This is a genomic window from Dongia sp., assembly GCF_041909655.1.
Taxonomy (GTDB): Bacteria; Pseudomonadota; Alphaproteobacteria; order Dongiales; family Dongiaceae; genus Dongia.
In genome coordinates this window covers 1-17,268 of the sequence record NZ_JAYRDA010000016.1, presented here as the reverse complement: position 1 = coordinate 17,268, position 17,268 = coordinate 1, and the positions used below count along the sequence as shown (strand labels likewise).

Genomic DNA, 17,268 nt, shown 5'->3' with positions numbered 1-17,268 from the left:
GGTATGACGCAGTCGGGCGGCCCCTCGGGTGGTGATCTGACGGGCGCTCGGCTGTTGCTGCGGCGCATCCGCACGGTGATGGCGCGCAACCTGCCGGCGCAGCGCCGGCTCGACGAAATCACCCGCACCATCGCCAGCGCCATGGTGGCGGAAGTCTGCTCGGTCTATATCCTGCGCGCCGGCGAAGTGCTGGAACTCTTTGCCACCGAGGGTCTGAAGGCGGAAGCCGTTCACTTGACGCGCCTGCGTGTCGGTGAAGGCCTGGTCGGCGATATCGCCAGCCATGCGCGACCGCTGGCATTGGCCGATGCCCAGCATCATCCGCAATTCGCCTATCGCCCGGAAACGGGCGAAGAACTCTATCAATCCTTCATGGGTGTGCCGGTGCTGCGCGCGGGCCGCGTACTCGGCGTGCTGGTCGTCCAGAACAAGACGCGCCGGCACTATACCGAGGAAGAAGTCGAGACGCTGGAAACCGTCGCCATGGTCGTGGCGGAACTGGTGGCCGGCGGCGACCTGGTGGCGCGCGATGAATTGTCGCCCGTCACCGGCATTGGCGTTCTGCCCGAGCGTCTGGAGGCGCAGGTCCTGGCGCCCGGTCTGGCGCTGGGCACGGCGGTGCTGCACCAGCCCGACATCACGCTGACGCAATTGGTGGCCGAAGACCCGATCAAGGAGATCGAGCGTCTCGACGATGCGATGACTGCGATGAAGCTCGCCTTGGATGAATTGCTGGTCGAGCAGGACGGCACGGGCGGTGCGGGCGAACATCGCGAGGTGCTCGACACCTACCGCATGCTGGCCGAGGATCGCGGCTGGGCCAACCGCATCATCGAGGCGATCGAAACCGGCCTCACCGCCGAAGCCGCGGTGCAGAAGGTACAGAACGACATGCGTGCGCGCATGCGCGAGATCCAGGATCCGTATCTGCGCGAGCGCCTCTCCGATCTCGATGACCTCAACAACCGCCTGCTGCGCCATCTGCTGGGCTTGCAGGAATTGCCGCAGGCGCGCGATCTGCCGGAAGCGGCGATCATCGTCGCGCGCAATATGGGGCCGGCGGAACTGCTGGATTACGACCGCAACCGATTGCGGGGCGTGGTGCTGGAGGAGGGGACGGCGAGCAGCCATGTCGCCATCGTCGCCCGTGCCCTCGATATTCCCCTGCTCGGCCATTGCGCCAATCTGATGGACAAGGTGCAGGCGGGGGATTCACTCGTCCTCGACGGCGACAACGAACAGGTTTTCCTGCGGCCGTCAGAAGACATCCTGCAGGTCTTCGCCAAGAGCATGCATGCGCGCGCGGTGCGCCAGGAAGCCTATGCCGCGGATCGCGATTTGCCGGCGGTGACGCTCGACGGTGTCGCGATCAACCTCCTCATCAATGCGGGCTTGCTCATCGACGTGCCGCAGGTGGCGGTGACGGGCGCCGGGGGCATCGGCCTCTACCGCACCGAAGTCACCTTCATGGTGGCGCATACCTTTCCCGATGTCGCGCGGCAGCGCGAAGTCTATACGCGCGTGCTGGACGGGGCCGAGGGGAAGCCGGTCGTGTTCCGCACGCTGGATATCGGTTCGGACAAGGTGCTGCCCTATTGGCATCGCGACGCCGAGGAAAACCCGGCCATGGGTTGGCGCGCCTTGCGCATCTCGCTCGATCGCCCCGCGATGCTGCGCCAGCAATTGCGCGCCATGATCAAGGCGGCGGCGGGACGTGCATTGCATGTGATGTTCCCGATGGTGGCGCAGGTCGAGGAATTCGACGACGCCAAGCAAATTCTCGATCTGGAATTGCAGCGCGCGGAAGCCAAGGGTCAGGCTCTACCGGAGCGCGTGCGCGTCGGCGCCATGTTCGAAGTGCCGGCACTCTATTGGCAGATGGACGAGATTCTCGACCGGGTCGATTTTCTTTCGATCGGCAGCAACGACCTTGCGCAATTCGTCTTCGCTGCCGATCGCGGCAATGCGCAATTGCAGGGGCGTTATGACACGCTCTCGCCAGCCTTCCTGCGCCTCGTCGGCGATATCATCAAGGCAAGCGATGCACGCGGCCGGCCGGTCAGCCTGTGTGGCGAGACTGCCGGCGATCCTTTGGATGCGATGGCGCTGATGGCGCTGGGTCTGCGGACCCTCTCCATGGCGCCGCCGGCAATCGGACCCATCCGGGCGATGATCCGCAGCCTTGACCTGGACCAGCTCCGGGCGCATATGGCGGCGCTGGGACGGCAGCGCGGAACCGACATGCGCAGCAGCCTCCGCGCCTTCGCCCGCGACCATGGGGTGGCATTACCTTGAGGATATGCGGACAATCGTACGTAAGTGTGCGATTGGTGGGAATTGCCGTCGAAAGTCGATTGCGGCAAAACTTCGGCGAAGTTATATAAGTAATTGACTCGGCGTGGCCTTTTTTATCGAGGTTGCGGCGTGGGTGGCGGTAACCGGGATCGCTTGATGGCCAGTCGTAGAATAGGAATGTTTGGGGTCGAACCCAGCGAATTCATTGATGACCGGAATGAGGACGGCGTTGCCGCCCTCTTGCGACGCCGTCGGGAAGAACTGGGGCGGGATGTCGCCACTGTGGCCCGCCAGCTTCGTATCCGGGCAATCTATATCCAGGCCATTGAAGACGGTCGATTGCAGGATCTGCCTGGCACCGCCTATGCGGTCGGTTTCGTCCGCGCCTATGCCGATTACCTGGGCCTCGACGGCAACAGCATCGTCAGCGATTACCGCGACGAACTCGCGCGTCGGTCGCGCCAGAATCAATTGATCTGGCCGGTCGACCAGGTCGAACACAAACATTTCCCCGGCGGCATCATCCTGGTGGTGAGCCTGGTGGTGGCTGTGGTGCTCTATGGGGGCTGGTATTTCGCCTCGCAGCCCGGTGGCACCGGCATCGATCTCATCGACCAGGTGCCGGAACTCATGAAGAAGCAGGCCGACGAGCCGGCAGCCGAGCAGGCGCCGCAGACGGCCGAAGATGTTGCGAGCCAATCGGCGACGAGTACGCCCGCTTCCATTCCCAGCGCCGACGATTCGAGTGCCGAGACCGCGCCCTCCAGTGCGCAGGCGTCGCAAGCAGGCGCTGCACCCGCGACGACAACGACGACCATGGGGACGCCCACGGGGACGCCCACGGGTTCGGACGCGACCGGTACGGCCGCGCCGGCCACCAGCCCCATGATCGCGGTTCCGGCCGAGGGCGCCAGCGCCCCGACAACTTCCATTGGCGATGCATCTGCCCCGGCAACCGGCAGCATTGCGGATCCCGCACAGCCAGCCGCGCCCACGACGATGCCCGGTGCGACCACATCCGGCGTGACCGTGCCTGCCGGCGAGGCCGCCACGACCCCCGACACCAATTCGCCGGCCACAAGCGAAACGGCGCCGGTCGAGCAGCAGGCGGCGGTCCCGACCGATCCGGCCGCAGCGGAAGGCGCTGTTCCGACACCGCGGATTGTCCTGCGCGCGGCCAAGGATTCCTGGGTCGAAATCTTTGATTCCCAACAGAATGTCGTTTTGCAGCGAATCCTGCGGGCGGGCGAGAGCTATGCCGTGCCGGATCAGCCGGGCCTGGTCATGAATACCGGCAATGCCGGCGGTCTGGTGATCGAGCTGGACGGCCGGGCGCAGCCGAGCCTCGGCTCGGTCGGCGTGGTCAAACGCGGGATCAAGCTCGAGCCGAGCGCCCTTACCGAGCAGTAAGCACCTGAAACAGCAAGGCTTTAGCGCGACATCAAGGCCGCCTACATCGCCCGCCGGGACTTGATCTTTTGGGGCTGGCAGCGCATGTTCAGGGCCAATGATTTGCCAGGTGCGCCCGGCCTGCATCGAGCCAAGCGGGGCAGCGGCGGCATGCCCCCTAAGCCATTTGTGAGCAAAGATAAACATGAGCGTCCGGCCCTATCGAGATATCCAGCGTCGCAAGTCGCGGCAGATCCGCGTCGGCAACGTCCTGGTCGGCGGCGACGCGCCGATCACCGTCCAGACCATGACCAACACGCTGACCTCGGACGTGAAGGCGACCGTAGCCCAGATCCAGGCGGCCGAAGCCGCCGGCGCCGATATCGTGCGCGTCTCCTGCCCCGACGAGGAATCGACCGCGGCACTGAAGGAGATCGTGAAACAGGTGAAAGTGCCGCTCGTCGCCGACATCCATTTCCATTACAAGCGCGGCATCGAAGCGGCGCAGGCGGGTGCCGCCTGCCTGCGCATCAATCCCGGCAATATCGGCAGCGCGGAGCGCGTGCGCGAGGTGGTGAAGGCCGCCAAGGATTACGGCTGTTCGATGCGCATCGGCGTCAATGCCGGCTCGCTGGAGCGCGAACTCCTCGAGCGCTATGGCGAGCCTTGCCCGGAAGCGATGGTCGAGAGCGGGCTCAATCATGCGAAGATTCTCGAAGACCATGATTTCTTCGAGTTCAAGATCAGCGTCAAGGCATCGGACGTGTTCCTGGCGGTTGCGGCCTATCAGGGGCTTGCCGATGCCTGCGATTATCCGCTCCATATCGGCATCACCGAAGCTGGCGGCTTGCGCGTCGGCACGGTGAAATCGGCGATCGGTCTCGGCTCGCTGCTCTGGGCCGGGATCGGCGACACGGTCCGCGTCTCGCTCTCGGCCGATCCGGTCGAGGAAGTGAAAGTCGGCTTCGATCTGTTGAAGTCGCTCAACCTGCGGCATCGCGGCGTCAACATCATTTCCTGCCCGTCCTGCGCGCGGCAGAATTTCGACGTCATCAAGACGGTGGAGGCGCTGGAGAAGCGCGTCTCGCATATCACCACGCCGATGTCGGTCAGCATCATCGGCTGCGTCGTCAACGGTCCCGGCGAAGCGCGCGAAACCGATATCGGGTTTACCGGCGGTGGCAACAACACGCATATGGTCTATCTCGCCGGCAATCAGCATCACCGGTTGAAGGACCAGGACATCGTCGAGCACATGGCGGAACTCATCGAGCAGAAGGCGGCCGAAATCGAAGCCGCCAAGGCTGCGAATGAAAGTGCCGCCAACGATCAAAACGCCGGCAAGAGCGCCGCCGAATAGCCACTGGGGAAATCAACGATGTCTGGTTTGCAGCCGGTTCGCGGCACGCATGACCTGTTGCCCGACGACATGCGGCGTCATCGCCATGTCGTCGAAACGGCGCGGCGCGCGGCGCTTTGCTTCGGCTATCAGGAAATTGCGACGCCGATCTTCGAGTTCACCGAGGTGTTCAAGCGCACGCTCGGCGATACCTCCGATGTCGTCACCAAGGAAATGTATACCTTCACCGACAAGGGCGGCGAGACCGTCACCTTGCGGCCGGAGAATACGGCAAGTGTCGCGCGCGCGCTCATCTCGGAAGGCCTCAGCCAACATCTGCCGCTGAAATATTTCTATGCCGGGCCGATGTTCCGCTACGAGCGGCCGCAGAAAGGGCGCCTGCGCCAGTTCCATCAGACCGGCATCGAATTGCTGGGCGTCAAGGAACCCGGCGGCGATGTCGAGGCGATCGCGACCGGCGTCGAGTTCCTGCGCCGCCTCGGTGTCTGGGACCGCTGCGTGCTGGAACTCAACACCTTGGGCGACGTCGCGAGCAGGCTCGCCTATCGCAAGGTGCTGGTCGAATATCTCAACAGCTTCCGCGACAAGCTCTCCAAGGACAGCCTGGAACGGCTGGAGAAGAACCCGCTGCGTGTGCTCGATTCCAAGGACGAGGGTGACCAGAAGATCGTTGCCAACGCACCGCTCTCCAGCGAATACCTGACATCGGAAGCACGCGACTTTTTCGCCGTCGTGCGGGAGGGGTTGGATATTCTGGGCATTTCCTATGAGCTCAACCAGCGCCTGGTCCGCGGCCTCGATTATTATTGCCACACCTGTTTCGAGATCACCTGCGCCGATCTGGGTGCCCAGAAGACCGTGCTGGGTGGCGGCCGTTACGATGGACTCGTTTCCATGATGGGTGGTCCGGAGACCCCGGGTGTCGGCTGGGCGAGCGGTGTCGAGCGCTGCGCCATGGCGCTGGCCGATGTACCGCCGGCACCACGTCCGATCGCCATCGTGCCGATGGGCGAGGCGGCCGAGCGCAAGGCGCTGGCCATCGCCGCCGATCTGCGGCGCCAGGATTTCGTGGTCGATCTCGGCTTTTCAGGGAATATGGGCAAGCGCATGAAGCGCGCCAACAAGATCGCGGCGGTGGCGGCGATCATTCTGGGCGATGATGAATTGGCGCGGGGCGAGGCGGCATTGAAGCTCCTCGATTCCGGCGAGCAGCAGAGCGTCCGCCTGGATGCTTTGGCCGCGGCCCTCGCGCCCTATCGGTGATCCGCTTGGGATAGCGCCGCGCACATTCCTGATCGTCGGTGCCGACCACAAGCGGGCACCTGACCTGTTGCGCGAGCATTTGCAGGGCGACGAGGCCGATGTTTTGCGCCTGCTGTCGCGATGCCGCGAAATCGGACTCGATCAGGCGATGGTGGTGGCGACTTGCGATCGCTGCGAAGTCTGGGCTGCGGTCACCGACGAGACGCGGGCTGCCGCCGACATCACCGCCCTCATCGCAGAAGCGGCGGGTGCCGAGGTGCCGCAGGTGGCGCCGCATCTCCACTATCTCACCGAGCGTGCCGCGCTCCGTTACAGTTTTGCGGTCGCGTCTTCGCTGGAAAGCCAGGTGGTCGGCGAACCGCAAGTGCTGGGCCAGGTCAAGGACGCCTATCAATTCGCCGCCAAGCGTGGTGCCATGGGCGGCGAGCTCGACGGCATCCTGCAGGCGGCCTTCGCCGCGGCGAAACGGGTCCGCACCGAGACGGACATCGCCGCGCAATCAGTCTCGATGGCGGCCTGCGTGGTAAAGCTCGCGCGTCAGGTGCACGGCAAACTCGATAATCTGGGCGCTTTGCTGGTCGGCGATGGCGATCTCGGCCAGATGGTGGCCGAGCAATTGCGCGAGGCGGGTGTCACGCGCTGGACCATGGTGCATGGCAGCGCCGCCCGCGCACAGGATATAGCCGCCAGATTCAAGGCGCATGCGGCGTCGCTCGCCGATCTGCCGCAGGCGCTGATCGATGCCGATATTGTTGTGGCCGCGCTCGACAGCGCCCGCACCGTGATCGACGCCGCAATGGTGTCGGCGGCACTCAAGAAGCGCCGGCACCGGCCCATGCTGCTGGTCGATTTCGCGGTTCCCGGCGATGTCGACGCCAAGGTCGATGCGATCGATGACGCCTTTCGCTACACCTTCGACGATCTCGAACGCCTCGCCATGGCGGGGCGGCAGGAGCGATCGGCGGCGATCAAGGCTGCCAACGCCATCATCGAGGAAGAGCTCGATCAGTTCCTGCGGGCGCAAGAGGCGCGCGGAATAGGCGATTCGCTGGCGAGCTTGCGCGATCATTTCGAAGCCGAGCGGCTGGCCCTGCTGTCCGAGAATCCGAAGATGGATGCCGCTGAATTGTCGCGGCGGCTGGTCAATCGACTGCTGCACCGCCCCATCACAGCCTTGCGCGACGATGCCAAGGATACCGATCTCGAGCGCGCCGTGCGGCGCCTGTTCGGGCTCGACCGCAACAAAGAGTAACTCATGTCCTTTCGCGAAAAACTCGGCCGCGTCGTCAAGCGGCATCAGGAACTCTCATCTTTGCTGGCGGCTGGTAGCCACAAGGACGCGCAGGAATTTGCGCGCCTTTCCAAGGAATATTCCGATCTCGACCCGCTGGTGACGGCGATCACCGATCTGCAGAAAGCCGACAAGGAAATGGCAGAGCTTGCCGTCATGGCGAGCGATCTCTCGGCCGATGCCGAGATGAAGGCCTTGGCCGAAGCGGAAATGGCGGATTTGAAGGTGCGCATTCCGGAGCTTGAGCAGCAGGTGAAGGTCATGCTGCTGCCCAAGGATGAGGCCGATGCCCGCAACGCCATCCTCGAAGTGCGCGCCGGGACGGGCGGTGAAGAGGCGGCCCTCTTTGCGGCCAGTCTCTTTCGCATGTATGCGCGCTATGCCGCCCTCAAGGGCTGGCGCTTCGAACCGATGGATATCAGCGAGACAGGTCTCGGCGGCTACAAGGAAGCGACCGCCTCGATCACCGGCCGCAATGTGTTCGAGCGGCTGAAATTCGAAAGCGGCGTGCACCGGGTGCAGCGTGTCCCGGAAACCGAAGCCTCGGGCCGCATCCATACCTCTGCTGCCACTGTGGCCGTGTTGCCGGAAGCGGAGGAGGTCGACGTCAAGATCGACGACAAGGATCTGCGGATCGATGTCTTCCGGGCAAGCGGTCCCGGCGGCCAGTCGGTCAACACGACCGACAGCGCCGTGCGCATCACCCATCTGCCGACCGGCCTTGTGGTGCAGCAGCAGGACGAAAAATCGCAACACAAGAACAAGGCGAAGGCGATGAAGGTGCTGCGTGCCAGGCTCTATGATCTGGAGCGCGGCAAGCTGGATGCCGCCCGCGCCGCCGATCGCAAGAGCCAGGTGGGATCCGGCGATCGTTCGGAGCGCATCCGCACCTATAACTTTCCGCAAGGCCGCTGTACCGATCATCGCATCAACCTGACACTCTACAAGGTCGACAAGATCATCGAGGGTGAAGCACTTGACGAGGTGATCGACGCGCTCATCCAGCACGATCAGGCGGAACGCCTGGCCGAAGTGGAGTGAGATGTCGGGCCAAGTCCGCATCGCCGATCTTTTGAGCGAGGGCATGAAGGCGCTGGGCGCTGCCGGCATCGAGGCGCCGGCGCGGGAAGCGCGCTTGTTGCTGGGACTTGCCGCCAAGGTGCCGCCGGCCGTCATGATCGGCTTTCCCGAGCGGAGTGTTGAAAGCGAAGCCGCCGCCGCCTATCGGTCGCTCATCGCGCGCCGCGCCGACCGCGAGCCGGTATCGCATCTGATCGGTGAGCGCGAGTTCTGGTCGCTGCCGTTCGTCGTCAGCCGCGATGTGCTGGACCCGCGCCCAGATAGCGAGGCGCTGATCGAAGCGGTCCTGGCGGAAATTCCGGACCGCGCTGCGCCTCTGCGCGTGCTGGATCTTGGTACAGGATCCGGCTGTCTGCTGCTGACCCTGCTGCGCGAATTGCCGCAAGCACATGGCTGGGCCGTCGACCTGTCGCCGGCCGCGCTCGACATCGCGCGCCGCAACGCCGAGCGGCTGGGGCTTGCCGAACGCGTGACGTTCCGTGAAGGCGCCTGGGTCGCGGCCCTCGCGGCCGAAGATCCCTCGAACTTCGACCTCATCGTCAGTAACCCACCCTATATTCCGGCGGCGGAGATCGCCGGCCTGGAGCCCGAAGTGGCGCGTCACGAGCCGCGGCTCGCCTTGGATGGCGGCGAAGACGGTCTCGATGCCTATCGTGCTCTGGCGCCGATGCTGCGAACCCGCCTCGCGCCCACGGGACTGGCGGCCCTGGAGATCGGACTCGGCCAGGCCGAGTCTGTGACGGGCCTGATGACGGCGGCTGGAATGGTGCCATCGGGCCGGCAGGCCGACCTGGCACGGCGGACGCGCTGCCTGCTGTTTCGTACGGTTTAAGATCGCTTGGCAGATCAAGCTGTTACCGGGATTTCGGCAGGGCCCCGTTGCGACCTTGTGACAGCCTCGAAAGAGTAAAATAGTTGTTGGAAATCAGCGCCGGAGCGGATACGGTTTGCGCGGCATCGGGGCGAGGTAATTGGTGAATGGCCGTTGGGCCGAACCGCCCCCTCTGGGCCTCCGCACATCGCGTTTAAGCCGGGGAGTCTGAACCTGCCAGCAACGTCTGCAGCCGATCCTGGCTGATGGGCGCCCTTGCTGGCCGTCTGACCCTGGCGCCGAGTGACCGGAGCTGAGCCGCTAACAGAAGCGAATGATCGACGCATGAGACCAGGCAACAACAACCGTCGCGGCCGCAATCGCGGTCAGCGGAAGCCGCATAGCGGCATCCCCAACAAGAATCAGAGTTACGACGGCGGCGGGTCCGAGACCAGGGTCCGCGGCAATGTCTATCAGGTGCTGGAAAAATACCTGCAGCTGGCGCGGGACGCCGGCGTCTCGGGTGATCGCATCGCCGCCGAGAACTACCTGCAGCACGCCGATCACTATTACCGCGTGATCCAGTCGATGAATGACGGCCAGCGGCCCCGCGTCGGCGGCCGCGATATTTCGGTCGCCGATTTCAACGTGCAGAATGTGAGCCAGGGTCTTTCGGCGGCGCTCTATACCGGCGGCCAGGCACCACAGCCCAACATGAATGACGGCGGCAATCCCAATTCGGGCGCTCCGCAAGGCAATGGCGGCAACACCAATGCCGGCGGCAACACCACCGAAGGCGGTGATGGCGAGGGCGATAGCGAGGAAGGTGTCGATTTCGTGCCGCAGCAGCAAGGCCGCGGGCCGCGGCCGCGTCACAATAACCGACAGGAAAATCGACCGGATAACCGCCAGGAGAACCGGCAAGACAACCGGCAAGACAACCGCCAGGGCGGCGGCCAATACGGCAACAGCCAGTATAATTCCGGCAATGCCAATGGCGCCCCAGTGAATGTCCCGGTGAATGGCCCGGCAAATCCGGCCGAGTCGATTGTCGCAGCCAGCGAGACGCCGGCAGCACCGGTAGCGGCCGTGCCTGCCGACGAACAGCCGGATTATCCCGAGGATCTCTTGCCCCCGGCGGCGGTCGCCGCCGGCGGAGAGGAAGGGCGCGGTCCGCGCCCCCGTGGCCGGCAACGCACCCGCCGGCCCCGTGCCCCGGGGGCGGATGCCCCGGCTGAGGGGAATGCGGAACCGGCTTTGCCCGGGGTCGAGAGCAACGATTAAGGCCTTGGATTGCCCGCCTCCAGCTTGGACGGCGTGGCATTTCGGCGCAGGATGGGGGCCGGGGCAGGAATGTCCCGGCCCTTCTTGTTTTGGGGCCTTGTTTTGGCGTTAACGTTTTCCATATTTCAGAAGAGGGATGGGCGGGGAGCCGAGCTTTCAGCCTGATCAATCGGCGGCATCCATGATCGTGCGCCTCAAAGAGGGCGCGATTGAGAGAGGGCTAAATTATGGATTTGGAAAAGTTTACCGAACGCTCGCGCGGCTTCCTGCAGGCTGCGCAGACTCTGGCATTACGCTCGGGCCATCAGCGCCTGAACCCGGAACATCTGCTCAAAACCCTGCTCGACGACAAGGAAGGCATGGCCGCCAATCTGATGAAGGCGGCGGGCGCCGATCCAGCGCGCGCGCAGGCGGCCATCGAGCGCGAGATCGAGAAGCTGCCGCGGGTTGAAGGCAGCGGGGCCGGTCAGGTCTACATGTCGCCGGAATTGGCCCGTATCCTGGGCCAGGCGGAAGAACTGGCGCAGAAGGCGGGTGACGGTTTCGTCACCGTTGAGCGCATGCTTCTGGCTCTGGCCATGGCGACCGACAACGCTGCCGGCAAGGCCCTGAAGGATGCCGGGCTCGTTCCGCAGAAACTCAATCAGGCGATCAACGATCTGCGGAAGGGCCGCAAGGCCGACAGCGCCAGCGCCGAGGAAGGCTATGACGCGCTCAAGAAATACGCGCGCGACTTCACGCAAATGGCGCGCGAAGGCAAGCTCGATCCGGTGATCGGCCGTGACGAGGAAATCCGCCGCACCATCCAGGTGCTCTCGCGCCGGACCAAGAACAATCCCGTCCTCATCGGCGAGCCCGGCGTGGGCAAGACCGCGATCATCGAAGGTCTCGCTCTGCGCATCGCCAATGGCGATGTGCCGGAAGGCTTGAAGAACCGGAAACTCCTGTCGCTCGATCTCGGCGCGCTCGTGGCCGGGGCCAAGTATCGCGGCGAGTTCGAGGAACGCTTGAAATCGGTGCTGCAGGAAATCTCGGCGGCTGCCGGCGAGATCATCCTCTTCATCGACGAGCTCCACACCCTGGTCGGGGCCGGCAAGGCGGAAGGCGCCATGGACGCTTCCAACATGCTGAAACCCGCTCTGGCGCGTGGCGAATTGCACTGCGTCGGTGCGACCACGCTCGACGAGTTCAGGAAGCATATCGAGAAGGATGCCGCGCTGGCGCGGCGTTTCCAGCCGGTTTTCGTGGCCGAGCCCAATGTCAACGACACCATCTCGATCCTGCGCGGTCTCAAGGAAAAATACGAGATGCATCACGGCGTCCGCATCACGGATGCCGCGATCGTCGCCGCTGCCACGCTGTCGAACCGCTACATCACCGACCGATTCCTGCCCGACAAGGCGATCGATCTGGTGGACGAGGCTGCGTCGCGTCTGCGCATGGAAGTGGAATCGAAGCCCGAGGAAATCGACGAGGTCGACCGCAAGCTCATTCAGCTCAAGGTCGAGCGCGAAGCCTTGAAGAAGGAAAGCGACGCCGCCTCGAAAGAGCGCCTGCAGCACATCATCGAGGAAATCGAGGGATTGGAGGCGAAGTCACGCTCCCTGACCGCCATGTGGCGCGCCGAGAAGCAGAAGATTGACGATGCGCAGAAGCTCAAGGAACAGATCGATCATGCCAAGATCGAGGTCGAGCAGGCTCAGCGCCGTGGCGATTTCGCCCGCGCCGGGGAGTTGACCTATTCCACCATTCCCGATCTGCAGCGGCGCCTGGAGGCGGCCGAGGCGGCTGCCGAGAACCGCATGCTCAATGAGGTGGTGAAGGAAGAGGACATCGCCGGTGTGGTCTCGCGCTGGACCGGCATTCCGGTCGACAAGATGCTGACTGGCGAGCGCGACAAGCTCCTCAAAATGGAAGAGGCGCTGGGTGCGCGCGTGATCGGCCAGGATGAGGCTGTGACCGCCGTTTCCAATGCCGTGCGGCGCGCGCGGGCCGGCCTGCAGGATCCGAATCGGCCGATCGGCTCCTTCCTGATGCTTGGCCCGACCGGCGTCGGCAAGACCGAGCTCTGCAAGACGCTGGCGAGCTTCCTGTTCGACGACGATCAGGCGATGGTCCGCATCGACATGTCGGAATTCATGGAGAAGCACGCGGTCTCGCGGTTGATCGGCGCGCCGCCGGGCTATGTCGGCTATGACGAAGGTGGCGTGCTGACCGAAGCGGTGCGGCGCCGGCCTTATCAGGTCGTGCTTTTCGACGAGGTCGAGAAGGCGCACCCCGATGTCTTCAACGTTTTGCTCCAGGTGCTGGATGACGGCCGTCTGACCGATGGTCAGGGCCGCACGGTCGATTTCAAGAACACGATCATCATCCTCACCTCGAATCTGGGCAGCGAGTATCTGGCAGGTCTGGGCGAAGGCCAGGATTCAAGTGCCGTGCGTGATCAGGTGATGGGTGTGGTGCGGCAGTCTTTCCGGCCGGAATTTCTCAACCGTCTCGACGAGGTGATCCTGTTCCATCGCCTGAGCCGCAAGCACATGACCGGCATCGTCAGCATCCAGTTGCAGCGGCTGGAAGCCTTGCTGGCCGAGCGCAAGCTCACGCTCCAGGTCGATGCGAAGGCCAAGGAATGGCTGGCCGAGGCCGGTTACGATCCGGTCTATGGCGCCAGGCCGCTGAAGCGGGTGATCCAGCGCGAGATGCAGAACCCGCTGGCCACGATGATCCTCGAAGGTCGCTTCAAGCCGGGCGAGACCATTTCGGTCTCGGCTGGCGAGGATGGCCTTACCATCGGCGGCGAGAAACTGTCCCGCGCCGCAGCCTAAGGCTTACTCTGCCGGCTGAGTGATTGCCGGATGTTCGGCGCGGCGCGGCAAGCGCCGGCCGATCATCGACAGGCCGGCCAGAGATACGACGCCGATCGTGAAAGCGGGGAGCGGGAAGTCGCCGCTCCCCAGCATCACCAGGATCGGCATGGCAACGGCCGGTGGATGCAGGATGTCGAGCGCTTCCAGCATCAGCATGGCGATTCCGACGGCGATGGCGACACTCCACCATTCCGGCGGCAGCACGCTTTTCAGCAGGACGGCTGTGACAGTGGCGACGATATAAGCGGCGATCAGCACGTTGGGAGCAACATGCGGATTGCGCGGCTGCGTCAGGATCGCGAGAATCGACGGTGCGAAAGGCGCCATCAGCAAGGGCTCGTGGGAGAGATGGGCAATGAGAGCCAGAATGCCGACGGCCAGCATCACCAGGCCGGCATTGTGCAGACGCCGCGACAGCAGCGCCAGCAGGCGAACGGAACGGGACATGTGGGGAAGGCCTTTCACGCGACGGGTCGGCGCGCATCCTATCGGTGCCGGGGCAGGTGTCCAATCGATCCGCCGGATTGCGTGATCAAGGGCCTTTATCAATGACGCCGTTTCTTCTGCCCGAACTGCGCGAAGAGACAGTTGTCTTGTGTCCCGGTGCGACCTTGCTGCGGGGTTTTGCCCTGGCCCAATCGGATGACCTTGTCGCGATTCTACCCAACCTGACGGCGCAATCCCCGTTCCGTCAGATGGTGACCAAAGGCGGGCATCTCATGTCCGTGGCCATGACGAATTGCGGGGCACTGGGCTGGGTATCGGACCGCAAAGGCTATCGCTACGCCGCTTGCGACCCAGCGCATGGACGGCCCTGGCCGGCGCTGCCGGACCTGTTCCGCGATCTGGCACAAGGCGCTGCCAATGACGCGGGTTTTCCCGGCTTCTCGCCCGATGTCTGTCTGATCAACCGCTATGAACCGGGCACGCGCCTGGCGCTGCACCAGGATCGCGACGAGCGCGATTTCACCGCACCGATCGTCTCGGTTTCACTCGGCGCGCCGGCGATCTTTCTCTTCGGCGGGCGCGAGCGCAGCGAAAAGCCGCGGCGCCTGAAGCTCTTCCACGGCGATGTCGTCGTCTGGGGTGGTCAGGCGCGGCTGAATTTTCACGGCATTTTGCCGCTGAAACCCGATCAATCGACAATCCTGGGGCCACAGCGCATCAACCTGACGTTCCGGAAGGCGGGATAACGGCGCTCCTGGCGCCGTTTCGGGCGTGCCGTCTCAGTTCTGGCAACCCTCGGTGCCGGAGCAATCGACCGGGGTCGAATCCGGGGTTTCGGCGATCTCGACCACATTGCGCATCTGCTGCCTTTCGGCATCGATGGCCGCAACCTGGGCCTTGAAGGCCTTCAGGTCCTTGCCCGCGAGCTTGTCGCCGCCGGTGGATTTGATCTTCTTCGGATTGACCTGGGTACCGTTCTCCAGGACTTCGAAATGGAGATGCGGTCCGGTCGAGCGGCCGGTGGTGCCGACATAGGCGATCACTTCGCCCTGCTTGACCTTGTCGCCCTTCTTCAACCCCTTGGCGAATTTGCTGGCATGGGCATAGGCGGTCTGGAAGGTGCCGTTATGCTTGATGCGGACGTAATTGCCGTAAGCACCCTTCTTGCCGATCTCGGCTACTGTGCCGTTGCCGGCGGCGTAGATCGGCGTGCCGGTGGGGGCGCCGAAATCCATGCCCTTGTGCATCTTGGTATAGCCGAGGATCGGGTGCTTGCGCGCACCGAAGCCCGATGTGATCCGCGCGCCGTCGATCGGCGTCGCCAGCAGTGACTTCCTGACGGCCTCGCCCTTCGGATTGAAGAACTCGCCATCGCCGTCGCGCTCGAACCAGTAGATCGGATGCGCGACGCCGCCGGTGTTGAGCATGGCATAGAGCATCTGGCCGGTACGGGCGAGCTCGCCGTCTTCGTTCTCGATGCGCTCGTAGACGATCTCGAAGGAATCGCCTTCCTGGATATCGCGCTGGAAGTCGACGTCGTAGGAATAGGCCTTGATGACATCCGCGATCACCGAGCTCGGCAAACCGGATTTCATCGCTGCGTCATAGAGCGAATACTTGATCACGCCTGCGACGCGGGCGCGGGTTTCGGTGAGCGGCTTCTCGACCGCTTCGGCCACCAGAGTCCCCTGGGCATCGCGCGTCACGGTGACGTCGCGCTCGACCGAGGGTTCCAGGCTGAGGCTCACAAGTTGCGGCTGGGCGGGCGTTTCCGCAGCACCGGCCGCGGTCGTCATGTTGAGGGTGATTTCCTGTCCGGCCTTCAGGCTGCGCGGCGAGAACACGTCAGCAAGGGCGCCCACGGCATTGGTCGCATCTTCCTGCGAAAGGCCCGCATCGACCAGCACGCCGAACAATGTATCGCCCGGCTGGACTTCGATCACCTTCTGCATGTCGCGGCTGGCCGCCTGCAGGAAGGAATCACCCGCATCCCAACCGCGCTTGCCGGTTTCCATGCCGAACTGACCGGCAAAGGGCAACAAGCTGGGCGACCCGGATTCGCTGGCTGCGTAATCGGCCGCGGCAGTCACGGAATCGATCGTCGCCTCGAGCGCATTGCCCGGCGACAGATGCGTCAGAGCGGGCGCGGTGACGCGCGGTGTCTGTGTCGTGGTGGTTTCCGACGAGGCCAGCTTGTAATCGTTGCTGCCGGTCGGAATGCGCTGTGCCCAGATCGGCAATGTCGCGTCGCGGCCCAGGGCGCCGGAGGCGGCGAAACCCGTGGTGACGGCTTGTGTGCCGGAAAACTCGCTGACAAACGCAGCCGCTTTGGCGGTGTCGATGCTGGAAGGACGATGCGCTTCGAAAGCGCCGACGCCGCCCATGACGGCGATACCGGCGGTTGTGTAAGTCAGATAGCGCCGAAGCGTCCCCCAGACCTGCGTGTGCGGTTTATGCAATACTGTCACCAAAAACTCGAAAACATGTGATGGGTCTTGATTGCCGGCAGCGATCCCAAATTCCGTAAGTCCCCCAGGACCTTGGCTGCCAACAATGCAAGCGATTCTGACCTTGCCTGCGTTGCTAGATTCTTGTCAACTCAAATTTCCCAAGAAGATCAAAAGACTAAATGGTGAATCCCAGTGCCGCACGAGAGCCCGGGCGGCCCGGAATCCAGCTTGCCCCAACGGAGCCCTCAGGGTTCTGCCGGGGAAATCTGACGGAATTATGTCCGCAAGGTCTGAAAAAAGCGTGAAACATGCCGTGACAAGCTGGCACAGGGGCTGGAAAGGCGCGGCGACACCACCCATTTCCTCAATAATTCCCGCCGTTTGGGGGAATTTCAGCCGATCGGCAAAAAAAGTTAAAACTGATCGTTGACAGGCTCTGAAAAGCAGGGGTATAAGCCGCCCCCTCGACGCGGCCAACCGGCCAGAGCGAGACGGACCGGCCCCTTCGAGCCGGGCAGCTGTTTGACAAAGTGGATAAGTCAGAAGGGATACGCGGGCGGCGGGTCTTTAGGGTTTATGCTCGAGAGATTGTCGCGAAGCCTTAGCGTGTTTCTGTAGAGAGAAGGTCGATTGTTTGGCTGGGGTAACTTGGCTGGATGATTGGTTGGATCTCGTTATGCAGTAAGACGAAACGTGTTTTGCGACGGATCAATTGGTTAGCGTCGTGTTGG

General features: G+C 63.7%; 12 protein-coding genes. 10 read left to right on the top strand and 2 right to left on the bottom strand.

Features of this window, described 5'->3' with window-relative positions:
• Window positions 1-3 precede the first annotated feature (3 nt).
• From ptsP to clpB, 9 genes are all read left to right on the top strand, one after another.
• On the top strand, window positions 4-2,295 hold the full coding sequence (gene ptsP, locus ACE3PR_RS20220) for a phosphoenolpyruvate--protein phosphotransferase (protein ID WP_374375852.1): 2,292 nt from the start codon (window positions 4-6) through the stop codon (window positions 2,293-2,295).
• A 177-nt stretch (window positions 2,296-2,472) separates the two neighbouring features.
• Window positions 2,473-3,705 (top strand): RodZ domain-containing protein, encoded by a 1,233-nt coding sequence (locus tag ACE3PR_RS20215; RefSeq protein WP_374375850.1) that lies wholly within the window; start codon window positions 2,473-2,475, stop codon window positions 3,703-3,705.
• Between the two features lie 184 nt (window positions 3,706-3,889).
• On the top strand, window positions 3,890-5,044 hold the full coding sequence (gene ispG, locus ACE3PR_RS20210) for a flavodoxin-dependent (E)-4-hydroxy-3-methylbut-2-enyl-diphosphate synthase (protein ID WP_374375847.1): 1,155 nt from the start codon (window positions 3,890-3,892) through the stop codon (window positions 5,042-5,044).
• 18 nt (window positions 5,045-5,062) lie between these two features.
• Window positions 5,063-6,307 (top strand): histidine--tRNA ligase, encoded by a 1,245-nt coding sequence (gene hisS / locus ACE3PR_RS20205; protein ID WP_374375844.1) that lies wholly within the window; start codon window positions 5,063-5,065, stop codon window positions 6,305-6,307.
• Entirely contained in the window at window positions 6,273-7,559 is a 1,287-nt protein-coding gene (hemA, locus tag ACE3PR_RS20200) for a glutamyl-tRNA reductase (RefSeq protein WP_374375841.1), read from the top strand. The genes hisS and hemA overlap by 35 nt, the downstream gene beginning before the upstream one ends.
• 3 nt (window positions 7,560-7,562) lie before the next feature.
• Window positions 7,563-8,639 carry a peptide chain release factor 1 gene (gene prfA, locus ACE3PR_RS20195; RefSeq protein ID WP_374375839.1) on the top strand — a complete coding sequence of 359 codons (1,077 nt, stop codon included), beginning with the start codon at window positions 7,563-7,565 and terminating at the stop codon, window positions 8,637-8,639.
• Window position 8,640: 1 nt separating this feature from the next.
• Window positions 8,641-9,510, top strand: coding sequence for a peptide chain release factor N(5)-glutamine methyltransferase (gene prmC / locus ACE3PR_RS20190; RefSeq protein ID WP_374375837.1), 870 nt, complete (start codon window positions 8,641-8,643; stop codon window positions 9,508-9,510).
• A gap of 324 nt (window positions 9,511-9,834) precedes the next feature.
• On the top strand, window positions 9,835-10,773 hold the full coding sequence (locus tag ACE3PR_RS20185; protein WP_374375834.1) for a DUF4167 domain-containing protein: 939 nt from the start codon (window positions 9,835-9,837) through the stop codon (window positions 10,771-10,773).
• A gap of 227 nt (window positions 10,774-11,000) precedes the next feature.
• A complete protein-coding gene (gene clpB, locus ACE3PR_RS20180) occupies window positions 11,001-13,598 on the top strand; it encodes an ATP-dependent chaperone ClpB (protein WP_374375832.1) in 2,598 nt (865 codons plus the stop codon).
• A 3-nt stretch (window positions 13,599-13,601) separates the two neighbouring features.
• On the opposite strand, the gene ACE3PR_RS20175 is transcribed toward clpB, so the two are convergent.
• Window positions 13,602-14,087 (bottom strand): HPP family protein, encoded by a 486-nt coding sequence (locus ACE3PR_RS20175; RefSeq protein ID WP_374375829.1) that lies wholly within the window; start codon window positions 14,085-14,087, stop codon window positions 13,602-13,604.
• A gap of 101 nt (window positions 14,088-14,188) precedes the next feature.
• Between ACE3PR_RS20175 and alkB the strand changes: the two genes are divergently transcribed.
• A complete protein-coding gene (gene alkB, locus ACE3PR_RS20170) occupies window positions 14,189-14,833 on the top strand; it encodes a DNA oxidative demethylase AlkB (protein ID WP_374375827.1) in 645 nt (214 codons plus the stop codon).
• 33 nt (window positions 14,834-14,866) lie between these two features.
• Here alkB and ACE3PR_RS20165 read toward each other — a convergent pair whose 3' ends face one another.
• Complete coding sequence (locus ACE3PR_RS20165) at window positions 14,867-16,555, bottom strand: peptidoglycan DD-metalloendopeptidase family protein (protein WP_374375824.1); 1,689 nt, start codon at window positions 16,553-16,555, stop codon at window positions 14,867-14,869.
• Window positions 16,556-17,268: the final 713 nt, after the last annotated feature.

What these genes read in the sequence shown, in the direction of transcription:
- ptsP (WP_374375852.1), top strand. Translation starts at nt 4, where the DNA reads ATGACGCAGTCGGGCGGCCCCTCGGGTGGTGATCTGACGGGCGCTCGG.
- ispG (WP_374375847.1), top strand. Translation starts at nt 3,890, where the DNA reads ATGAGCGTCCGGCCCTATCGAGATATCCAGCGTCGCAAGTCGCGGCAG.
- clpB (WP_374375832.1), top strand. Translation starts at nt 11,001, where the DNA reads ATGGATTTGGAAAAGTTTACCGAACGCTCGCGCGGCTTCCTGCAGGCT.
- ACE3PR_RS20185 (WP_374375834.1), top strand. Translation starts at nt 9,835, where the DNA reads ATGAGACCAGGCAACAACAACCGTCGCGGCCGCAATCGCGGTCAGCGG.
- alkB (WP_374375827.1), top strand. Translation starts at nt 14,189, where the DNA reads ATGACGCCGTTTCTTCTGCCCGAACTGCGCGAAGAGACAGTTGTCTTG.
- hisS (WP_374375844.1), top strand. Translation starts at nt 5,063, where the DNA reads ATGTCTGGTTTGCAGCCGGTTCGCGGCACGCATGACCTGTTGCCCGAC.
- prfA (WP_374375839.1), top strand. Translation starts at nt 7,563, where the DNA reads ATGTCCTTTCGCGAAAAACTCGGCCGCGTCGTCAAGCGGCATCAGGAA.
- ACE3PR_RS20175 (WP_374375829.1), bottom strand. Translation starts at nt 14,087, where the DNA reads ATGTCCCGTTCCGTTCGCCTGCTGGCGCTGCTGTCGCGGCGTCTGCAC.
- prmC (WP_374375837.1), top strand. Translation starts at nt 8,641, where the DNA reads ATGTCGGGCCAAGTCCGCATCGCCGATCTTTTGAGCGAGGGCATGAAG.
- hemA (WP_374375841.1), top strand. Translation starts at nt 6,273, where the DNA reads ATGCTTTGGCCGCGGCCCTCGCGCCCTATCGGTGATCCGCTTGGGATA.
- ACE3PR_RS20215 (WP_374375850.1), top strand. Translation starts at nt 2,473, where the DNA reads ATGTTTGGGGTCGAACCCAGCGAATTCATTGATGACCGGAATGAGGAC.